This is a genomic window from Asaia sp. SF2.1 (genome assembly GCF_000505765.1).
Classification (GTDB): domain Bacteria; phylum Pseudomonadota; class Alphaproteobacteria; order Acetobacterales; family Acetobacteraceae; genus Asaia; species Asaia bogorensis.
The window spans coordinates 1-18119 of record NZ_AYXS01000002.1 but is presented as its reverse complement, the minus strand read 5'-3'; the positions used below and the strand labels follow the sequence as shown (position 1 = coordinate 18119).

The following is an 18119-nucleotide window of genomic DNA, read 5'->3' as shown; positions in this document are numbered from 1 at the left end:
GGGAGTTGCCATCAGAATGTATCGCTTTTTGGGAAGGTGATCGTGACGCAAGTCCCAGGACCGTTGTCACTCCATGTGGCCTGAGCTTGGGCCTGACGTGAAAGACGGGTGATCAGGGCCGCACCTATGCTCTTGGTTCGCTTGACTGAGGGCATGCCCGGACCGTCATCACAGATACGGATTGTGCCGAGCCTGTTTTCCTCCCCGGCGAACAGACTGAGCACGCCTGCCCGACCATCCGCAAAACCGTGCTTGATGGCATTTGTCAGGATCTCGTTGAGGATGAGACCAAGGGCGGAGGCATGGGCTGAATCGACCATCAGCGGCCGCACCTTCAACAGTAGACGTATATCTGCGCGGCCACTCGACCCGACGACGTCGCGTGCAAGGTTTTCAACAAAACCGCCAATGTCGAACGCGGCGATATCCTCTGACTGATAAAGCTGACGATGGACCACAGCAAGCGCATCGACACGTTCGAGCATGCTGTCGAGTTTGGCAACGATCGCCGGATCATCAATCGTGCGCGCTTGCAGGCGCAGAAGCGACCCGATCATGGTCAGGTTGTTCTTCACACGATGGTCGACTTCGTGAAGGAGGATGGTCTTCGCCTCAAGGGCATCTCGCAAATCCGCCGTTCGGCGCTCAACTTCACGCTCGACCAGTATTTTCTGCTGGTTGATGATGTGCTGCGCTTGCACGCGCTCTGTCACATCGAGTTGGGAAGCGAAGAAAAAGCGGATATCACCTTTTGCGTCACGTACGGGAGAGAGATAGAGCGCATTCCAGAAGGTTGATCCATCCTTCCGATAATTCAACAGGTCCACATCGATATCATGCCCTTCCTCGATGGCCGCCCGAACCCGGGCGACGGCCTCAGGATCAGTATCAGGCCCCTGCAGAAAGCGACAATTCCTGCCCATGATCTCGGCGCGGTCATATCCCGTCAGTTCCTGGAAAGCGACATTGCAGAAAACAATCGGATTATCGGCCTGACCCGGGTCCGTAATTACCATAGGCATGCGGGTGGCTCGTACAGCAGCCGCAAAAGGATCACCACGCCCCTGTTCGTAATCAAGCTCGTCCGTCAAATGCCAGTCGTCGCGCTGCTTCACATTTTCTCCCCCGGGTGAATGCCCGAGAGGCATCACTTCGGGCTAAAACGAAACCTTGCGGAGAGGGTTTCACGAATTCCCGTGTTCCCCAGGCGGGTGGGGAACGAGCCAAACGTGCACGCTCATGACTTGGCTGAGGCCAGACTATCGCTCAGGAACGGGAATCCTCTTTCGCCAATGCGCCAGCAGGCAGTAGGGGCTTCCATACTTGCAAGACAAAGATCCCATCATTCCCATGAATCGGGCTCATTAAAAATATACCGAATAACTTTATAGATTTATATTAGAGCGTAAATTCGTAATATTCATTTTTATCCGAAAATATGATATGGATATATCCATTCTGAGGGTATCTGCAGTTCAGATCATAGTCGCGTTCCCCCACCCTCAGAGCTCGACAGGGCCGACGCTAGAGCACGGCAACACAGCCCAAAAACACGCGCTATCTTCATTCCTGCCAAGTGGGGAAGAACGCTGAAAGCGTGTCCTGAAGCGATCATCATGCGCCGAACAGCTCCACGCAGATTTGGCGGAAAGCAGGTTTCCAGCTGAGACGGGACCGGCAGATACGCCTTTGGGAAAAGGTCTAAGCCGCGGCACGTGGCTCACCGTCGTCGCGCATCAGTTGTCGATAAATCGCAAGAAAAGAGAAAGGTAATGGATGATTCAATCAGGATCGCCACGGCGCTTTTACGCCGTGATGATGTCGAGGGGCTGCGTCTTGCGCCCTATCTTTGCCCTGCGGGGTACTGGACGATTGGCATTGGCAACCGGTTTCTCGCTGATGGCAGTCCGGTTACAGCAAGAACACCCCCGCTGACAGAAAACGACGCACTGAACCTACTGCAGAGCACTTTGACTGACCTGCGCAAGAAGCTGCGTGACTCCATTTCCGTCCCTCTAACGCCAAATCAGGAAGGAGCGCTTCTGTCTTGGCAATTCAATATTGGTAGCGCGGCAATGTATCGCTCAACTTTGCGCCGCCTGCTCAATCAGGGCCAATACAACGCGGCAGGTGAGCAACTACTACGCTGGGATAAAGCCAGCGTGAAGGGCCAGATGGTCGCCCTACCCGGGCTCAGAAAGCGCCGCCAACTCGAGCGTGCCGTCTATTTCGGACAAGCTGTAACAGGCACGTCGCGCAGTATCTGATTATTTTCCGACAACGTTCTCCAGGACAATCCGAGCATGAATATCGATTGGCAACAATTCTACACTGCAATCATGCCAATAATTCCCGTCAGCCTGGCGTCAGACCTCACAGTGCTTGGCACCTTCATAGTGGCATCCTGCGCGGTCGCAGCCCGTTTCTGGCCGCGCCCGGCTGAGGGCTCCAGATGGATGGGCCTCTATAATATCGTCAATCGCCTCGCCATGAACAGCAGGCATGCGGCCAATGCCGACGACACACAGCCGCCCAAGCGGTAGCGTCATCCCACTCTGTCCCTCTAGCGCGCAGGACCGGGGCAACCCACTTACGGTCCTTAGTCATTACGGGTTTTAACTGCCAGTTTGCCATGTACGATCTGGTTCGCCCCCTTCATTGAAAGCAGAGCGCTTGGTTCAGGCTTTACAGAGCAGACGTTGGGTAACGTTGTTCACGCGGCGATAGGCGATATCGAGCCGTTCCTCCAGCGGAAGCCGCAGATGCGGCGCGAATGACGCACCATAATTGCACTGCGAATGCTCTCACTGCCCCAAATCCGCCGCCAAACACAGCGGGCATCGTGGCCAATTGAGCGTCAAACGCGGAGCAGGACAAAATCGCAAGCGTCACGACATAAACGAGGGAGGTATACGCCTAGGGGATCAGTTCAAATCAAGTCCGATCCTGTCTCTTCCATACTGCGTGATCGTGGGCCTCAGCGAAGTTTTCTGAAAGGGCGATACATCCTGTATATGCTGCTTTCCCACTCATGAGTACCGTGTGTATGAGTTCTCGATTCCTAGTGAGGAATTGGTCTGTAGGCTGAAAAAGTAGGATGGGCAGAAATGAAAGGCAGGGTCTACACATCACATATCATGCCACGAGTATCATGGGGGCTTGATCACGTCCTCTTATCTTAGGAAGGATCTCGGCACGAGCCACAACCACGCAAGCAGGCCAGCCTCAGATAGCACAGGCACAGAGAATGCCATTGATATATCCTATTGTCATAGAAACAGGCTCGGAAACTCGGGCATTCAGCGTAATTGTACCTGACCTTCCCGGCTGTTTCTCGGCAGGCGACACATTCGACGAGTCAGTCAACTGCGCGGCCGAGGCCATTACCTCGTGGATAGAGGAAGCCATCGAGAACGGGCAAAACGTGCCATTCCCCTCGTCTCTCGATCAGCTACGCGCCGGGAGCGAATGGATAGGGCCAGACTGGATCTGGGGATTTGTTGCCGTCAACCCGGCGCTGTTCGACGAGTCAGTAGAGCGCATCAAGATCACCCTGCCCCGTCGTATTCTGGCCCGCCTGGACAGGCGCGCCAGAAAGGAAAACGAGACACGCTCGGGCATGATTGCGAAACTCGCTTTGACCGTCTGATCGGTTCTCAGTGACGTTGATATGGTCGGGTTGCGTGAGGGTGGTCCGACTGCCATTGCTAAGAGGCAACCCATTTCCCATCCGATGGATCGAGGGAAACGATGGGACTTACTGTCATATTTTTCTGGGAAATCATGGTGCTGCTAGCGAGGATTGAACTCGCGACCTCTCCCTTACCAAAATACCGGAGTGCCTGAAAATAAACAGTTTCTGGTCACCTCAGGGTGCACGGAATGAGGAAATTACGCTCGTCATTTAGCGATATCTCGTCCACTGGCCGAGCATCCGCTTCCCCGCTATCTTAACGCTTCCAGTCTGAATTCCTTAGACAGCGCATTATCCGCGGGGCTTCAATTGATGGCAGACACTGCCGCTGTGCTGGTCGACTGTTTCTCTGTCGTCCACATGCATCTTCCTCTTGCAACTCCCGATGCCTGTGTCGCCGCACGTGCAGCCATAAGAGCAGCAGAAATCCAGGCAAAAGCGACGCGTTATGCCGGCGGCTTGACACTGATTTCGGGCATTGCCGCGTTGTTTGCTGGTCTTTTAGCAGTGGCAGCTGCAGTGGCTGATCAGGTTAACCAGCGACGAGCCGAGCGGCGCCGTCGTCAGGCATACTTCAGGAGGATGCTGAATCTTTTTGATCAGACTGAAGGAGATTTACTTTCTCTAAAAAACTTATTTTCAGATAACAAATCATTGCCAGCGATAGGAGAACGCATTTTTGGATGGTTTTTAGTCAATTCCGGCAGAGAGAATGAATACGCTCACATTATGGATTTGATGGATGTTTTATCAAAAAACAACTGGGAAGAGATGTCTTTATTTTCAGAACAAATAATGGGGGATCTTTTCGATCTCAGTGAGAATTTAAAAAAAACTATATATAATTTATCTATCATAAGAGATAATACCAAGTGTGAAGAAATTACTCCAGGAGCAACGGCAACAGTTACTTTTCGACCTTGGGCTGTGCAGAATGCCGCATGCGCTGGCATCAAGCTCGTAGAAACAATAGAGTCCTTGCTGAAATTCATCAGAAGCGAACTTGCCCGCGAACTGAAACTGTGAACACTCCGCCTACACACAACTGTCTTTTATAGACCGTATCTATCCCGACAGCGCGTCCGCCGCCCGCCTAAGCCAGTCTGGGCTGTGGTGGCCGTAGACGCGCTCGATCATATCGACGCTGTTTCCCAGGAACTTGGCGACCATTTCGAACGGGACGCCTTTCATGACCATCCAGGTGGCGCAGGTGTGGCGCAGCGTGTGAGGGGTGACGTTCTTTAGGCCCGCGGCGCTGGCTCTGTCGCGGAAAGCGTGGCGGATGCTGGCAACGGCCTTGCCGTGATACTCGATCACGCTGTCACTCGTCCGGATCGTGGCAGCCTCCCACATGGCGGCACGCAGCTCGGGAATTATGGGCACGATTGACCGGCGCTTGTTGCCGCTGCCCGTGCCGTAATTGATCGTGCTGCGCTCAAAATCGACCTGTTGCCATTGCAGCTCCAGAATCGCGCTCGTTCTTGCGCCCGTATAGAGCGCGAGCTGGATGAAAAGGCGCAGGTGCAGCGTCTCGGCTGCGTCCAGAAGCCGCCGCGCCTCGCCCTGCGTCAGCCATCGCTCTCTTGGTGGCGGAGCAGGCGGCGCTTCGACCCGCGGTGCCCGCTCTATCCAGCGTTCATCGACTGCCCAGCGCAAGGCGGCGCGCAGGGTTACAACCTCCCTGATAATCGTGCCATCGCTCAGTGGTTTGCCGCGGCCAGTGGCCCCTCGCCTTCCCTGAGCACGCCGTGCGGCGGCATAATTGCGGCTCGATCTCGTCGTGATCTGGTCTGGTGTCATATCGCCCAGATGTTCCGTGAGCGCCGCACAAGCATAGCGGATTGACGCAATGCTCCGCACCCTCCCCTCTCGATCCTGCACATATCCAGCCAGAATTTCGCCAATCGTGGGGCTCTTGGGCGGTTCAGGCGTATCCAGCCCCGTGAGAAACTGCCTTAGCGCGCGCTTTGCCTCTTCGCGGTTTGCTGTCCCAAGCGAAAGGCGTTTACTCTGGTGCCCGTCCCACCACTGGACATAGAACTTACCGGCCCGCTCACAGAGGCTATAGGTCGGGGTGTCGGTCTTACGTCGTGACACTGCATGCTCTTTTCGTATTCGATGATGGCGCTCGGTTCGATCCGGTAGCGGGAGCCCACCTGAACAGCCCTGAGAAGACCGCGCCTGATGATGCTCAGCACTGTTGATGAGGAAACCGACCATCGCTCGGCCAGCTCGGACACCCGCATCAAACGCCCCGGCAGGACAGCACCTGGATAGGGCACATCGTCGGACTGCGCGCCGACATACGGGAATAGCTCAGCCTCGATAATTTTCGGTTCCTCCCTTTCGTGCCTCCGGCTCTGCCGTCCGGACACTGGCAGACTCACCCTCCCCCGACCTGCGAAAGCGCAGGCGCGTTGTCTGGTCGTTCAGGCTGATATCGACCAGCGGACAGGCCGCCCTGATCCTGTCGATCTCTTCGCTATTCATGAACTGCACCCGGTGACGGATGCCCTGTTGCGGGTATGTCTCGATATCCCCCGATCGCCAGAGGCAGCGCCACTGGCCTGACGTCGCGGCGAACTCGGCAAGCAGGCAATAGCGCGGCTGGCGCGCGATCCAGAACTCGACCAGCTCGGCCGGAATGGCATGAACGAACGCGCGCCAGGCGCGTGGGCGGTGCGGCAGCAGTGACAACAGGCCCGGATCGAGCGGGTCGATTGTCGGCTTGTCGCGCCTGATAACGGGCAGCTCAATGGCGCACTGGCTTTCGCGGTAACGGGTTTCGCGCATGGCGTAAGTCCGTTCCGACGCAGCGGCGCGGTTGGGGCGCATCATATGATCCTGCTCCCGGCTGTTGTGAGGAAAACCAGCAAGCCTTTGTCCGCGCCCGGATAGACCGTCGCGAGATGCGTGCGGTTGCGGTAAACCGGCACCGAAACCCGCAGGCTGCGGCACCGCCTCGATGCTGCGCGCTCGGCCTCGGCATAGGTGGGAAAGCGCTCGATTGTGCGGCGCTTTTCGTTGCGAATGGCAAAGAGCTGCTGGGTCATCCGTGCCGTCCGATCAGATGATGCAGCCGGTCGGCGGCCTGACGCTGGATGATTTCCAGAATGGTGGAACTCATGAACTGCCATCCGGGCCGACGGCCGGGCATGACGAAGGCCGTATCGGCTGAGAGATCGGCCATCAGTTCGAGCCGATCCTCTGGCGTCAGCGCATATCTGTTGCACGTCGCCTCGATCTCGGCGGCGGCAGCGCGATAGGCGCGGCGCTTGTCGCTGGCGCGATTGCTCACTGGATCGCCCTCCTGTGGAATGCGGTCACGGCAAGGGCACGCAGGGCGCTCACCTGAGCAGCGTATGGCGGTGGCGCGATCGGTTCGGCATGGTGCCCAAATAGAGCCTGCAATTCTGTCGAAAGGGCCGCGGCGGCGTGCTTCCACGGTGCGGCGCATTGCGGCGGTCGGCCATCATCGGCGCGCGTGGCGGCGTAGCGCCAGCGGCGGAACAGGTCGAGGGCGTGCGCCTGCTCGGGTTGGGATAGCGGGGTAATGGCGATCCAGAACGCACGCTCTGTCATGACGGTGAACGTTGGACCGATATCGGCGGGGCGATTGACCGGGCGCATGTCACACCTCCCAGCGCATGAGAAACGGGCATGATCGTTCACGTCGAAACTGCCCGCTTTTTACCTGCGGCGTCTGGCTTATCTGGGAAATCCGGTCAGCATCGTAGGCCAACCTGCCAGCAACATGACAAGGAACTGGCAAGAGGTTCTGAAGAGCTAGGGTACTTTCGTGCATGAAGGCGCTCCATCATGGTGTGATAGAGTTATTTTCGTATGACGAAAGTTTCAAAGTCAAGTTTAATTTCGTAAGACGAAACTACTTTTTCCTCATGGCTCGTCCGGCAAGGATCCAAGCAGCAAATGCCTCGTCGTCGAGCTCGTTCGCAAGCTCGGAAACCGCCTTAAATCGCTCTGATTTTTCGGCATCTTCTGGTGAAAAAAGTAGGTCTTCAGGCTTTGCGCCTAGTAATTCGGCAACTCTTGCAAACTGTGACATCGTCATCGGTGCCTTTCCATTCAACCATTTTGAAATGGAAGGCTCGGACATGTCTAGATGTTCTGCCAAATCCCTCTGCTTCAAGCCTTTAACCTTGAGCCAAGATTTCAAAAAACGAAGCGTATGACGGTTCGCCGCGATTTCATCGGGAGAGAGTTTCTTGTCAGCCATGCGTCGAGAATGACAGTCTTTTTCCAAACACTGGATTCCGTGACACGAAACTTTCTTGACACGAAACTTTCGTGTTACTAAATATTCTCCATGTCACTTGCCCATCTCCTTGACCGAGCAAATCTCCGACAGAACCAGATCGCGAACTTGATCGGGGTTAGCCAGGCGACCGTATCTCAATGGTTTAATGGCAAACGAAGGATACCCTCTGACAAACTGCGCCCAGTTGCTCGGCTTTTGGGTGCAAGTCTTGACGAACTGGTACCCGAAGAAACGGGTAGCGAAGACATTATTCCTGCGTCTCCCTCCCTGACACCTCAGCCTGATGACAGGTTGCCTCACACCCATACTGCACTGCCTATCGAGTCAGACGAGATCCCTACGGCAAGCGACCAGCCCAAACGAAAGCTGCAAGTAGCCGAGAGATACGAGCCATGAAAATTCGTCATGCCCTGCACGCTATTGAGCTTGCGCCCTTCTGTCACCCGGAGGGTATCCGAGTCACGGAGAGCCCCAATGGCGCACGGCTACAATATGCAAATATTCTGGAGACGCGGCTTGCGCGTGCCATGCTGGGAATCGCGTCATGAAGATCGCGAGAATCAAGACGGCGACCCAGACGGCTATCAGCGTGATTGGCGATGTGGAATCAGCTGCATCATATACGCGCGTCGGTAAGTCGCAGATTTCGGAATATCAGAATCGTCATTCGCCCCTGATCGTACCGGTCGACGTTGCCGTCGATCTGGATATTTCTGCGCAACAGCCCCTCATTCTCGCCGCCATGGCCACCATCGAGGGTTATGCGCTGCTCCCGATCGCGTTCGGCGAGGGATGCGCGGCAACAGCCATGAGCGACGTCGCGGCCTCGGCCAGTGGCACGATGACCGCAGCCATCAGGGCGATGGCAGATGGCAGGATCGACCGGACCGAGGCTGCCGACCTGTCGCAGCGTCTGGGCGACCTCATACGCCACTCGACCGATGCGCTACAGAAAATGCAGGCACTCGCCTTTCGCACCGATGGGGAGCGTTGAGCCATGCCCCGCCCCGCCATCATGACGCCAGAACGCGAAGCCGCCACCGTGCTCATGCGCCGCATGAGGGCGCAGCGCGGCGGAGCGGAAAAGATCGCTGCAAAGCTCTCTCTCGATCCATGCACGGTCAAGGGGTGCGAGCTTCTACCGGCCTGTCATCTCAGGCGTTTCGTTGCCTGTTTTGGCAATCATCCACCGAGCCACAAGAGTGCGCGATCGCTACAGCCTGAGCCAGTCGAGCGGATCGACCGCAAATGCCTGTGTTGCGGGGCGTGGTTTACCGCAAAAGGGCGCTGGCTGCGCCTGTGCCAGCCCTGCCGGGAGCGCTGCTGATGGCCCGGCCCGCGCTCGATCGGGGTCGCATCGACCCCGCCATAGCGGCGCTGCGTCAGCGTGGTGCAAGCGCATCGCGCATCGCCCGCGCGCTGGGCATATCGGAACGCACGGTGCGCTATGCGCTGCGCCGTCTGGCCGTGCCATCGCCTGAGAGAAAGGCGGCATGACATGACCATGCAGATCGGCGCGGCCGAACTCTCAACCCTGCTGACCCAGCGTATCGATCAGCTGGTGCGCGAGCTGTTGCCGTTCGGCCAGCGCATGGGCGCAGATTGGCGGTGCGACTCCCTGTCGGGTGGCAAGGGCACCGCGTTTTCCGTGCATCTGACCGGCAGGAATCCGGGTGGTTGGGTCGATCATCGCTCGGGTGAGTTTGGCGATCCGCTCGATCTGGTGGCGGCGTGCCTGACAGGCGGAAACACGAAAGAGGCGTATCGCTGGGCGCATAGCTGGCTCGGGCTGGGCGATCTCGGCCCCGTCGCCATACGACAGGCGCATCTGGCGGCGGAGAAGATCCAGCGCGACGCGGCAAAGGACGAGCAGGACGGGCGCAAAAAGGCGCTGGCTATGTGGCTCAATGCCGAGCCCGTCACCGAGGGTTCGCCGGTGCTCGCCTATATCCGCAATCGCGGCATCGACGTCGCCCCGCTCGGGCGTTTCACGCGCTCGATACGCTTTGCCCCCGCCCATTACTGCAATGAGGTGCAGCGCAAGCTGCCCGCCATGCTGGCCGCCTTCACCGATGCCACGGGCGCGCATGTCGCCACGCATCAGACATGGCTTGCCCAGGATAGCGAGGGCCGATGGGTCAAGGCGCGGCTCGATGTCGCCAAGAAAATTCGCGGGGCCTATGCGGGCGCTGCCGTACGCCTGCGCAAGGGCGAGACCGGCGAGACGCTGGCCAAGGCCCGCCCGGATGAAATCGTGCTGATCGGCGAAGGCATCGAGACCTGTCTTTCGGTGGCCGTGTGCTGCCCCGAATTTCGCGTGCTCGCAGCCGGTAGCCTGAGCAACATGGCGGCCATCTGGCTGCCGGACCAGGTGCGCAGGGTCACGCTTCTTGCCGATCGGGATGAACACGAAGCCGCGAAGCGCGGCCTCGATCGGGCGATCGACTTTCACCTTTCCAAAGGTCGCGAGGTGCGGGTCGCAAAACCCCCTCGCGGGAAGGATTTCAACGATGCAATCCAATGATATCCGCGATGCGGTACTGCGCGCCGACCGGGCGTTTCAGGTTATCGACGGGGGCCGCCTGGATGGCGAGCGCAAGGGCGGCGGCGAGCCGCCAGCCGCGCCAGAAGAAAACGAGCCTTGTCCCGTGACGGCGCTGGGCCATCTTGATGGCTCCTACTTCTTTCTCGACCGCGTGGGACAGCTGCGCGTGCTGACCGCAAGGCAGGTCGGCTCGCGCCATGATCTGCTCGGCCTGTTTGCCGGGAATGACGGGTGGCTGCGCGCCAATTTTCCGAAGAAAGCGCAGTGCAAGAGCAAGGACCAGGACGGGCAGGAAGTCACCGAGGAAAAGGTGGTGGATTTCCGCATCAATTCGGTGGCCAGCTTCTTACAGGCTGAATGCGCCGAGGCCGGTCTTTTCGGGTCTCATATCATGATCCGCAAGCCGGGTGTGTGGCCTGCCGAAAACGGTTTTCCGGTGGTCCATTGCGGCGACACCGTGATGATAGGCGACCGGCTGGAAAAAGCGGGAACACGCACCGGGAATCAGGTATGGGCCGCTGCCCCGCCCTCACCTCGCCCCGCACGGCCCTGCGGCCCGGAGGAAGGGCGCTATTTACTTGAGCAGATCCGCAGGCTCTGGAATTTTCGCACGCCGGGCGGTGAGATCGCGGTGCTCGGGTTGCTGGCCTGCGCCTATTACGGGGCCTCGATCCCGTGGCGGCCTGCCGGGTTTCTGATCGGCGGGGCCGGGTCGGGCAAATCGTCGCTGTTGCGCGTGTTGCAGGCGGCGTCGCCTTTGCATGTGTTCGTCAATGACACGTCGAAAGCCGGACTGGAGCAGAGGCTCGACGGGCGCGCGATGCCCGCTTTCATCGATGAGGCTTCCGATCGCGAGGATCAGCGCGGTGCGCGTGCGCTTCTGGATCTCGTGCTCTCATCGACGGGCGGCGAAGGCACCAAAGGCGTGCGCGGCGGCAAGGATGGCGTGGCCCGGAGTATCGAGGTCGTCGGCTCGATCATCATGGCCTCGATCAACCCGCCTGACATGCAGGCGCAGCATCTGGGACGCTTCACGATTATCGACCTCGCCAAGGCCGAGGAAGGGGCCGACCATTCGACCGAGCATCGTGACCTCGCCACCTGGGCGCGCGAGCACGGGGCGGCGCTTTGGGGGCGAGCCCTTGCCGGATGGGAGCGCCATCGCGCCGCGCTGGCAATCTTCCGGGCGGCGCTTCTTGAAAGCGGTTGTCAGCCCCGTGAAATGGACCAGCTCGGCACTATTCTTGCCGGGTGGTGGGTCATGACAGAGGATACAATCCCTGACGAACGTGGCGCTCAAATAGGAATTGGCGCTTTATCAGAATTTGTACGTGACGCCGAGGACGTTACGACGCAAGATGCACCAACACGCATGATCAATCACCTGTTGACGCAGCTTGTCATGGTGCAGAGATCGACCGAAAGGAAATCTATAGCTGACCTTATCGAGCGCCTTCTTGAAAACGACAGCGGAGAGAGGCCGGATCTCGACCCGCTCTCGCGCTCTGTTGCCGATGAAGTGCTCGGGCAATACGGCATCCGGGTTATCAGGCCAAACGAGATCAAGGCGCGCAACGGCGTGGCGTATCCTCGCGAGGCCGATGGTGCCGGGCTCTGGTTTTCCCAAGGGAATGCCATGCTGACCCGGCTATTCGATGATACACCGTTCGCCGGTCAACGCTGGCTCTATGAGCTGCGACGTCTTGAATCGGCCCGCAGCCCCAAACGCAAGGTCAAGATCGGCTCGATGACTCCCGCCCGCTGCGTGTGGGTTACGGCGGCGGAATTGGGCTTCGGAGTAGGTGAAGATGACTAAGTCACTGAAAATGCTACATAATCCCGTAGCCAATGGTAGCCAGCCGGTAGCCATAAAAGAGCAATAAAAACAACGCTGTAGCTCCCGCAGCCGCCGTAGCCACTCCCTGCACCTGTATAGACGCATTTCCCACGAAGGGAGACGTGTCTCTTGTGTCTTGAATACTGGCTACCGTGGCTACCGTGGCTACCATTAATATAACTTACTGATAAATATATATAATCCTGTAGCCAATCCCGTAGCCCGGTAGCCGAGCCGGTAGCCAATGGGCTTTGGTGGCTTGAAAGAGGATGGCATGACCCCTGATTACGTCCTTTTCGATCACTCCCGCGATATTGCCGATCAGATTGCGGAGTGGCTTGCTGAGGCAGCGGACACGCTCGCAGCCCTTCCCGCCACGGGCACCAGGCCGAGCACGCATTGCGTCAAGTGGCCGGACGTCGTGTTCGACCCGGAGGATCTGGACTGGTTCCGCGAACTCGAAGCCTTCATGCCGCCGCCGACTGCCGAGCAGATCAGGCGTATGGATATCGCGCTGGGCTGGCTTTCCCTGATTGATGCTTCGCAGATCAGGCTGCGCAGGGTCATCAACATGCGGTTGATTGTTCATCCGGTGTCGGGCCGAAACCGCTGGGGCTGGGAGAAGATCGCAACAAAAATGGGTATTTCCGAACCAACCGCAAAAAGATGGCATCGGTTGGGTTGTGAAGCCATTGGTAAAAAAATCATGACCCGTTGATTTTTAATGTTGCTTTTGTCGGTTTTTGCAGTATTTCAAATGTCATTCTCGCGAGACGCTTACCCATTCGGGCAGGCGTCTTTTTTTATGCTTGATCAAACTGGGATAGGTGTTGCACAAATTTCACCTGTTGACAGGCGGGCACACGACCACAGGGTCTACTCTGAACAAGCAGCGATTTACAGGGTAAATATCTTCAAATAACATTCTGCTTCGTCACAGTGCGTACATGATTTGAAGTTTCCTCCCCCTTTGCAGAGAAGTGCGAATTATTTGATGCTGATCTCAGACATTTATAATTCATCCAAAAAAATTAGCGCGGAAGAAGTCCAGATCATCTTCGATACAAGCCGCATCAAGATTGAACGAGCCTCCGTATCGTCATCAGTCAATGGGAAAATTTCAGGTCACGTTAGTGACGGTTACGGCTCTGTTTCCGGCACGGTGAAGACGCTTCGTTCTTATTCCTTTGTTGCAAATGGGAAGACTTATCGAACGCAAGAGATCAGCGCATATTTGGACATAAATGAAGAAGATGTTCTTTTGTGCGTCCATATGAGTTCGCCGAACTCAGACGGTACATTTTTCGTACTTGGTTTTAAAAATTTATCAAACGGCACTTTTTACGCGCTGGACTTAGCTTCGCTTCGAAATGGTCTCGCGATTGAACATGCTAAAAACGTCTTTCTCTGTTTCTTCCTGATTGGCTTTTTATCAGTAGGCCTAAGCTTAAAGGTCTTGAGAAGATTCGAAGGAAACATACCCTTAATCCAGCAGGAACTTCTCTTGATTTCCTCTGCGTCTGCTTAAAGAATGACTCTTAGGGAAAATCTGTGTCTAAAAGAGGATATCCTCAACTCAGTGTGCTTGGCACATCTCTAAAAACCCCAAGTCCTCGCATCGCAGGCCTCCCGCAAAAAAACGCGGCCTCTTTCTATACTTCCTCTGGATGGCGTTGTCTTATCTCCCGCCTTTTGGCTGAGCGTGGGCGACTCTGCGAGGTCTGCGGCCGTACCGGCTGCCGGATCTTCGGCGATCATATCCATGAACTGAAAGACGGCGGTGCGCCGCTCGATCCGAACAATGTCCGGCTGCTCTGTGGCTCCTGCCATAGTGCCAAAACCGCCCGCGTCCGGGCCATCCGGACCCGCGAAACCCCGCCCCGCCGACCCCGAGGGGCGGGTCGAAAGTCCGGCCGGATCCTACCCCCGCAACCGCGCAAGGCTCAGCGGCAGATTTTCCGGTCTATCAAGGAAATCAAGTTATCAAGGAAAGGGACCAGTAATGGCTCACGGTGGCGCACGTCCTGGCGCCGGACGCAAAAAGGGCAGCCGGAACAGGAAGCAGGTGGACTGGAATGGCCCGCTCGTGGTCGATCCCGCCGCACTTGCGCCCGGCCTCGATGCCCTGAGCGGCATGAGCCCGCAGGATCTGGCAACCTGCTCGCCGCTCGCGTTCCTCACGCATATCTACCGCAATCGCGGCCTGGCCGCCGCCATCCGCGCCGACGCCGCCAAGGCCGCCCTTCCCTACGCTCATGCCCGTCTCGCGACCCCGCGCGAGGATCAACCCGCCCTGCCCGGCCTCGATAGCGGCTGGGGCGACGATTTGCCCCCGATGAACAGAAGGAACTGACATGCTGGATCTGAGCCGGAAGGACTGGGAGGCGCGTTTGCGTGCCGGCCAGTCCCTCCTGCCGGATCTGGAGCCGGTCAATTCCGATCTCGCCGCGCGGGCCGTGCGCTGCTTCGACCGGCTGCGCATTCCTGACGTGCCCGGCACGCCAGCCATGGCGCAAGCCTGCGGCGACTGGTTCCGCGAGATCGTCTCGGCCCTGTTCGGCGCACTCGATCCCGACACAGGTGTGCGTGCCATCCAGGAGCTTTTCCTCCTGGTGCCGAAAAAGAACAGCAAGACCACGAACGGCGCGGGCCTGATGCTGACGGCCGTGATCGTGAATGAACGCCCCAACGCCGAATTCCTGATCGTCGCGCCCACCAAGGAAATCGCCGATCTCGCCTTCAGCCAGGCGCTGGGCATGGTGCAGAACGACCGCACGCTGATGCGCTGCTTTCAGGTGCAGCAGCATCTCAAGCGCCTCAGATTTCATGCGACAGGCGCGACCCTGCAGGTCAAGGCGTTCAGCCCGGACGTCATGACCGGCGTGAAGCCTGCAGGCGTGCTGGTGGATGAGCAGCACGTCATCGCCATGCGCAACGATGCGGGCAGCGTCATGCGCCAGATACGCGGCGGCATGATCTCGCAACCCGAGGCGTTCCTCGCCATCATCACCACCCAGAGCGACGGGCCGCCTCGGGGCGTGTTCGCGCAGGATCTGATCCGCGCCCGCGAGATACGCGACGGCAAACGCTTCCAGCCCGTTCTGCCGGTGCTGTACGAATTGCCGCCCGATATCCAGCAGCCCTCGAAACTACCCGGCGAGGCCGCGCCCTGGGAAGATCCCGCCTACTGGCCGATGGTGCTGCCCAATCTCGGCCGGTCGATCACGCTGGACCGCCTGAAGCGCGAGTATGAGGACGCCCGCGAGAAAGGCGTGGGCGAGCTGGCCAGCTGGGCGTCGCAGCATCTCAATGTCGAGATCGGCCTTGCCCTGCGCTCCGATCGCTGGGTCGGTGCCGATTACTGGCAAGGCGCAGGCGATGACACGCTGACCCTCAAGGCCCTGATCGAACGCAGCGAGGTGATCGTGGCAGGCATCGACGGCGGCGGGCTCGACGACCTGCTGTCGCTGGCAGTTCTTGGGCGCGACACCATCACGGGCCAATGGCTACACTGGCAGAAAAGCTGGGTGTTCGAGGGCGTGCTCGCGCTTCGCAAGCGCGAGGCCAGCCAGCTGCGCGACTTCGAGACACAGGGCGATCTGGTCATCACCGCTGAGCCAGGCACCGATATCGAGCAGCTGGTGGCGGTCCTCGGCACAATCGACCGGAGCAACAAGCTCGCGATCGTGGGGCTCGACCCGATGGGCGTGGGCGCCATTGTCGATGCGCTGGCCCAGATCGGCATCGCGCATGAGCGCGTGGTCGGCATCTCGCAGGGCTGGACGCTCTCAGGTGCCATCAAGACCGCCGAGCGCAAGCTGGCAGATGGCACGCTCTGCCACGGTGCTCGGCCGATCATGGCCTGGGCCGTCTCGAACGCGAAGGTGGAGCCGAGAGGCAATGCCATCATCATCACCAAACAGGCGGCGGGTTATCTCAAGATCGACCCGCTGATGGCGCTGCTCAATGCCGTCACGCTGATGAGCCGCAACCCCGAGCCGCCCGGTGGCGGCCGGATGGATGACTTTCTTTCAACCGGGATCATTGCCGTATGAGCATCGCCACAAGACTGCGCGGCATGGCCTGGAAGGCCGCAAGTGCGGCGTTCCAGTCCGTCACGGGCGTATCCCTCACCGATCTGCGCCTCGGCGCTTTCATGGCGGGCGGCCCGAGCATTGCGGGCCAGAGCGTGTCGGTCGATACCGCGCTGCAGCTCGACACGGTCTGGGCCTGTATCCGGCTCCTGTCCGAAACCATCGGCTCCATGCCGCTCAAGCTGCACGAACAGCAAGGTGACGGGCAATCGTCCCTGGCCCGCGATCACCCGCTTTACCGGGTGCTGGCCCGCGCGCCGAATGCCGATATGACGCCCATCGAGTTCTGGTCGTGCATGGCCGCGTGCTGCCTCGCCTGGGGCAATGGCTTCGCCCAGATCATGCGGCGCGGTGACGGTCAGATCGTGGCACTCAATCCGTTACGCCCCGACCGCATGACCGTGCAGCGCGATCCCAGCACCGGGGCACTGGTCTATCGCTACAGCTATCAGGGCAGGACGTTGGTGCTCAGTGAGGGCGACGTGTTCCACATCAAGGGCTTTTGTTTCGACGGGCTCATGGGCATCTCGCCCATCACGGCGGGTCGGCAATCCATAGGGGCCGCGATCGCCGCCGAAGAAACAGCGGGGCGCATGTTCCGCAACGGGCTGCTCTCGCAGACCTATATCTCGGCCCCGACCTATCTGAGTGCGCCGCAGAAGGAACAGGCCAAGGCGATCCTCGGCGAGTATTCGGGCGCGATCAATGCGGGCAAGACGCCTCTGCTCGAGGGCGGGTGGAAGGTCGAGAGCATCGGGCTCAAAGCCGAGGATCTGCAGCTGCTGCAAACCCGTCAGCTGGGCGTTGCGACACTTTGCCGGTGGTTCGGGGTGCAGCCGGTCATGATCGGAGCCATGGAGAAATCCACCGCCTGGGGCACCGGGCTGGAGCAGATGAATCTCTGGTTCCTGCAATATGGTCTCATGCCCTGGCTGCAACGCATCGAGCAGGCCGTTGCGCGCTGCCTGCTCTCGCCCATCGAGCGTGACCGGTATTTCGCCCGCTTCAATGTCGATGCGCTGTTGCGCGGCGATAGCACGGCGCGCGCCAGTTACATGCAAACCGCGCTGCGCTCGGGCTGGATGACCGTCAACGAGGCCCGCGCAAATGACAACCTTGCCCCCATGCCGGGCGGCGATGTGCTCATGGTGCAGGCGCAGATGATCCCGCTTGCCGATATCGGCAAGCCCCGCAACCTGACCGGCACAGGCGGGCAAGATCCGCCTGCCAGCCACCGACTGCCCGGCACGCAATCCGGCATCACGGGAGATGACAATGAATGACTATCTGGCCGCTGCTTTCGAGTGGAAGTTTGCACCCGACGCGAAAGAGGGCAGCTTCGAGGGCTATGGCAGCGTGTTCGGCCATCAGGACGCGCACGGCGATATCGTCCTGCCCGGTGCCTTTGCCGAGACCCTGGCCGAGCGCAAGGCGCAGGGGCGCAACATTCCGATGCACGTCATGCACGGCATCCTTGGCGGTGACGGCCTGCCGGTCGGCGTGTGGGACGATGCCAGCGAGGACAGCCACGGCCTGCATCTGCGCGGGCGTCTGTCGGGCATGGATACCGATTACGGGCGCAGGCTTTACGGCCTGGTCAAGGATGGCGCGCTCGGCGGCCTCTCCATCGGGTTTTCCGTGCGCAAGGACGGCGCAACCTTCGGCACCGA

At 59.0% G+C, this 18119-nt stretch carries 23 protein-coding genes and 2 pseudogenes; 17 read left to right on the top strand and 8 right to left on the bottom strand.

Annotated features, from left to right (window positions below; all coding sequences use genetic code 11):
- Nucleotides 1–11 precede the first annotated feature (11 nt).
- A complete protein-coding gene (locus P792_RS22975; protein ID WP_035439324.1) occupies nt 12–1115 on the bottom strand; it encodes a histidine kinase dimerization/phosphoacceptor domain -containing protein in 1104 nt (367 codons plus the stop codon).
- Between the two features lie 657 nt (nt 1116–1772).
- On the opposite strand from P792_RS22975, the gene P792_RS22970 reads away from it, so the two are divergent.
- From P792_RS22970 to P792_RS36895, 3 genes are all read left to right on the top strand, one after another.
- Nucleotides 1773–2267, top strand: a complete 495-nt coding sequence (locus P792_RS22970; RefSeq protein WP_023977603.1) for a lysozyme — start codon at nt 1773–1775, stop codon at nt 2265–2267.
- 980 nt (nt 2268–3247) lie between these two features.
- The gene (locus P792_RS22965; protein WP_023977601.1) at nt 3248–3649 is read left to right on the top strand and encodes a type II toxin-antitoxin system HicB family antitoxin; all 402 of its coding nucleotides are present in this window, start codon (nt 3248–3250) and stop codon (nt 3647–3649) included.
- A 357-nt stretch (nt 3650–4006) separates the two neighbouring features.
- Nucleotides 4007–4720, top strand: coding sequence for a hypothetical protein (locus tag P792_RS36895; RefSeq protein ID WP_152530122.1), 714 nt, complete (start codon nt 4007–4009; stop codon nt 4718–4720).
- A 39-nt stretch (nt 4721–4759) separates the two neighbouring features.
- On the opposite strand, the gene P792_RS37285 is transcribed toward P792_RS36895, so the two are convergent.
- The 7 genes and pseudogenes from P792_RS37285 to P792_RS36370 all read right to left on the bottom strand — a co-directional run bounded on the left by P792_RS37285 (nt 4760) and on the right by P792_RS36370 (nt 7958).
- Nucleotides 4760–5791, bottom strand: a complete 1032-nt coding sequence (locus tag P792_RS37285) for a site-specific integrase (protein ID WP_023977599.1) — start codon at nt 5789–5791, stop codon at nt 4760–4762.
- Between the two features lie 23 nt (nt 5792–5814).
- Nucleotides 5815–5940 (bottom strand): annotated as a pseudogene (locus P792_RS39580) (helix-turn-helix domain-containing protein); the annotation flags it as partial.
- Nucleotides 5941–6010: 70 nt separating this feature from the next.
- Nucleotides 6011–6532, bottom strand: a complete 522-nt coding sequence (locus P792_RS22945) for a hypothetical protein (RefSeq protein WP_152530121.1) — start codon at nt 6530–6532, stop codon at nt 6011–6013.
- Nucleotides 6529–6747 (bottom strand): hypothetical protein, encoded by a 219-nt coding sequence (locus tag P792_RS22940; protein ID WP_023977597.1) that lies wholly within the window; start codon nt 6745–6747, stop codon nt 6529–6531. Before P792_RS22940 ends, P792_RS22945 begins: the two co-directional genes overlap by 4 nt.
- Nucleotides 6744–6992 carry a hypothetical protein gene (locus tag P792_RS22935; protein WP_023977596.1) on the bottom strand — a complete coding sequence of 83 codons (249 nt, stop codon included), beginning with the start codon at nt 6990–6992 and terminating at the stop codon, nt 6744–6746. The genes P792_RS22940 and P792_RS22935 overlap by 4 nt, the downstream gene beginning before the upstream one ends.
- Nucleotides 6989–7324, bottom strand: coding sequence for a hypothetical protein (locus P792_RS22930; RefSeq protein WP_023977595.1), 336 nt, complete (start codon nt 7322–7324; stop codon nt 6989–6991). Before P792_RS22930 ends, P792_RS22935 begins: the two co-directional genes overlap by 4 nt.
- Before the next feature lie 256 nt (nt 7325–7580).
- On the bottom strand, nt 7581–7958 hold the full coding sequence (locus P792_RS36370; protein ID WP_161630800.1) for a helix-turn-helix transcriptional regulator: 378 nt from the start codon (nt 7956–7958) through the stop codon (nt 7581–7583).
- A 63-nt stretch (nt 7959–8021) separates the two neighbouring features.
- Between P792_RS36370 and P792_RS39575 the strand changes: the two genes are divergently transcribed.
- The 14 genes and pseudogenes from P792_RS39575 to P792_RS22865 form a co-directional block, all read left to right on the top strand.
- Nucleotides 8022–8369, top strand: coding sequence for a helix-turn-helix transcriptional regulator (locus P792_RS39575; RefSeq protein ID WP_035439313.1), 348 nt, complete (start codon nt 8022–8024; stop codon nt 8367–8369).
- Entirely contained in the window at nt 8366–8521 is a 156-nt protein-coding gene (locus P792_RS37275; protein WP_155996799.1) for a hypothetical protein, read from the top strand. Before P792_RS39575 ends, P792_RS37275 begins: the two co-directional genes overlap by 4 nt.
- Nucleotides 8518–8967, top strand: coding sequence for a hypothetical protein (locus P792_RS22920; RefSeq protein ID WP_023977592.1), 450 nt, complete (start codon nt 8518–8520; stop codon nt 8965–8967). Before P792_RS37275 ends, P792_RS22920 begins: the two co-directional genes overlap by 4 nt.
- A gap of 3 nt (nt 8968–8970) precedes the next feature.
- Nucleotides 8971–9300: a hypothetical protein gene (locus tag P792_RS36890; protein ID WP_152530120.1), complete on the top strand. Its 330-nt coding sequence runs from the start codon at nt 8971–8973 to the stop codon at nt 9298–9300.
- Nucleotides 9300–9470, top strand: coding sequence for a helix-turn-helix domain-containing protein (locus P792_RS22915; protein WP_161630799.1), 171 nt, complete (start codon nt 9300–9302; stop codon nt 9468–9470). Before P792_RS36890 ends, P792_RS22915 begins: the two co-directional genes overlap by 1 nt.
- A gap of 1 nt (nt 9471) precedes the next feature.
- On the top strand, nt 9472–10497 hold the full coding sequence (locus P792_RS22910; RefSeq protein WP_023977590.1) for a toprim domain-containing protein: 1026 nt from the start codon (nt 9472–9474) through the stop codon (nt 10495–10497).
- Complete coding sequence (locus P792_RS22905) at nt 10484–12334, top strand: hypothetical protein (RefSeq protein WP_023977589.1); 1851 nt, start codon at nt 10484–10486, stop codon at nt 12332–12334. Before P792_RS22910 ends, P792_RS22905 begins: the two co-directional genes overlap by 14 nt.
- A gap of 295 nt (nt 12335–12629) precedes the next feature.
- Nucleotides 12630–13073 carry a DUF6362 family protein gene (locus tag P792_RS22895; protein WP_023977587.1) on the top strand — a complete coding sequence of 148 codons (444 nt, stop codon included), beginning with the start codon at nt 12630–12632 and terminating at the stop codon, nt 13071–13073.
- 273 nt (nt 13074–13346) lie between these two features.
- Nucleotides 13347–13883, top strand: a complete 537-nt coding sequence (locus P792_RS22885) for a hypothetical protein (protein WP_152530119.1) — start codon at nt 13347–13349, stop codon at nt 13881–13883.
- Nucleotides 13884–13906: 23 nt separating this feature from the next.
- Nucleotides 13907–14143, top strand: a pseudogene (locus P792_RS38185) (hypothetical protein); the annotation flags it as partial.
- A gap of 214 nt (nt 14144–14357) precedes the next feature.
- Nucleotides 14358–14708: a hypothetical protein gene (locus P792_RS38180; RefSeq protein WP_023977583.1), complete on the top strand. Its 351-nt coding sequence runs from the start codon at nt 14358–14360 to the stop codon at nt 14706–14708.
- Between the two features lies 1 nt (nt 14709).
- Nucleotides 14710–16410, top strand: coding sequence for a terminase large subunit (locus P792_RS22875; protein WP_023977582.1), 1701 nt, complete (start codon nt 14710–14712; stop codon nt 16408–16410).
- A complete protein-coding gene (locus P792_RS22870) occupies nt 16407–17732 on the top strand; it encodes a phage portal protein (RefSeq protein WP_023977581.1) in 1326 nt (441 codons plus the stop codon). Before P792_RS22875 ends, P792_RS22870 begins: the two co-directional genes overlap by 4 nt.
- A partial coding sequence (locus P792_RS22865) for an HK97 family phage prohead protease (RefSeq protein ID WP_023977580.1) occupies nt 17725–18119 on the top strand: 395 nt, incomplete at its 3' end. The genes P792_RS22870 and P792_RS22865, both read left to right, overlap by 8 nt.